The organism is Pseudoalteromonas sp. TAE79, from assembly GCF_000498015.1.
Lineage (GTDB): Bacteria > Pseudomonadota > Gammaproteobacteria > Enterobacterales > Alteromonadaceae > Pseudoalteromonas.
On sequence record NZ_AUTL01000206.1, the window covers coordinates 1 to 1,656 of the forward strand.

At 49.4% G+C, this 1,656-nt stretch carries 3 protein-coding genes; all 3 read left to right on the top strand.

The annotated features are described in order from the left end of the window. Positions 1-1,213, top strand: a 1,213-nt coding sequence (locus L655_RS0115420; RefSeq protein WP_024605503.1) for a phage minor head protein, incomplete at its 5' end; no start/stop codon positions are given. After that, positions 1,210-1,404, top strand: coding sequence for a hypothetical protein (locus L655_RS0115425; protein WP_024605504.1), 195 nt, complete (start codon positions 1,210-1,212; stop codon positions 1,402-1,404). The genes L655_RS0115420 and L655_RS0115425, both read left to right, overlap by 4 nt. Positions 1,405-1,426: 22 nt before the next feature. Continuing rightward, positions 1,427-1,656 (top strand): phage virion morphogenesis protein (locus tag L655_RS0115430; RefSeq protein ID WP_024605505.1); only part of this gene is annotated, 230 nt, incomplete at its 3' end.

The following is a 1,656-nucleotide window of genomic DNA, read 5'->3' on the forward strand; positions in this document are numbered from 1 at the left end:
TGCATGGCGTAGCCAGTTAATATACGAAACCAATATACGCCAAGCCTACAACGCAGGGCGCGAGGGGCAAATACAAGCCCTTAAAGCCACACGCCCTTATGCGCTATACAAACACGGCGATAGTGAAACCCCGCGCGTACTGCACTTAAAATGGAATAACTTGGTTTTACCGGTTGATCATCCATGGTGGGATACCCACAGCCCACAAAATGGCTGGGGCTGTAAATGTAAAAAGTTTAGCCTTAGCGAACGTGAGCTTAAACGCCGTGGCCTAACCGTAGGCACCGCGCCAGATGAGGGTAACTATACCTGGACAAACAAAAAAACAGGCGAAGAGTTTGAGCTACCCCGTGGTATTGATCCGGGCTTTGACTACACCCCAAAAAATACAGCGCAGCTTACAAGCCAGGCTAAAAAGCAAGTGGCCGACAAACCACCGCTTACAAAGCGCGTAGCAGATTACCAAGCAAGCCGCATTGTGCCATCGGCTTACAGCACCGTTAAAAACGTTACCGCGCTAAAGCTCGACCCATTGCTAGCCCAGCTAGACACCGAAGTACTTAGCGGCTTAAACAGCTTTTTAACCGCCAAGCAAACTAAAACCTTGTTTGTAAAAGGTAACGAAATGAGCGCAGGCTCTAAAGCAAACGCAGCCATACGTGCCGACGTAGGCGAGTATTTAGGCGTAGACGACTTTTACGCCCGTATGCAATATGCAACACGCAACCCTAAGCGCGTAGGCGGGTTCACCTCTGTGGGGTTTGAGCACGTAGTGGTAAAAGTAAAAGCCAGTCAAAACCTAGCCAAAGTAGACATGCAAGCCGTGCAAGACACCACAGCACTTACCGTAAGGCTTGCCGCTAACAACGCAGGTAAGTACAGCTTTAAACACAATGGACAAATCTTAAAACGCGATCACACAATATCAGATACACTTAATGCACTGGATAAAAACGAAGCTCACGCAGTGGTTGCCACATGGCTACACGAACTAGGCCACCAAGTGCATTACTACGCAGGCGCACCGGCCTTTTTAAAAAACGCCTTACCAATAACCTATTACGGTGCCGCCAACAAGTACGAAGAGTTTGCCGAGGCATTTACAGCCTGGGCGTTGGCTCGCAAAGAGCTTAAGAAATGGCAACCAGAGCTTGTAAGCTGGATAGACCAACTAGTAAACGATGCCGCCAAATCACAGGAAAAAAGACGATGACATTATTAACCCAAGCGCAGCAGCTGCTAAAAGAAACAACTTACACTCTACAAACGTGTCGCGAGTTTGCACAGCTTGAAAAACGCGCCAAAGGCCAAGAGGCCGACCAAATAGCCGACCTACTACCGGCACTTATTGCAGGGCTAGACCAGCAAACACACGCCCAAGCATTTAACGAAGGGCTAGTGTAATGGCGGGNAAGCCGTAAGCGACGTGCTTACCCAGCTTATCAAAAATACCAACAACCTAGCGCCCGCACTGGGTAACGTAGGGGAGCATTTAATGCTCACCCACCGCGATCACTTTGACGAGCAGCGCAGCCCCGACGGCACCCCATGGCAAGCACTTAGCCCCGACTACGCTAAAAGTAAAAAAAAGAACAAAGACAAAATACTCAGGCTAAACGACATACTGCGCGACACACTCGCTTATAACATCGGCGG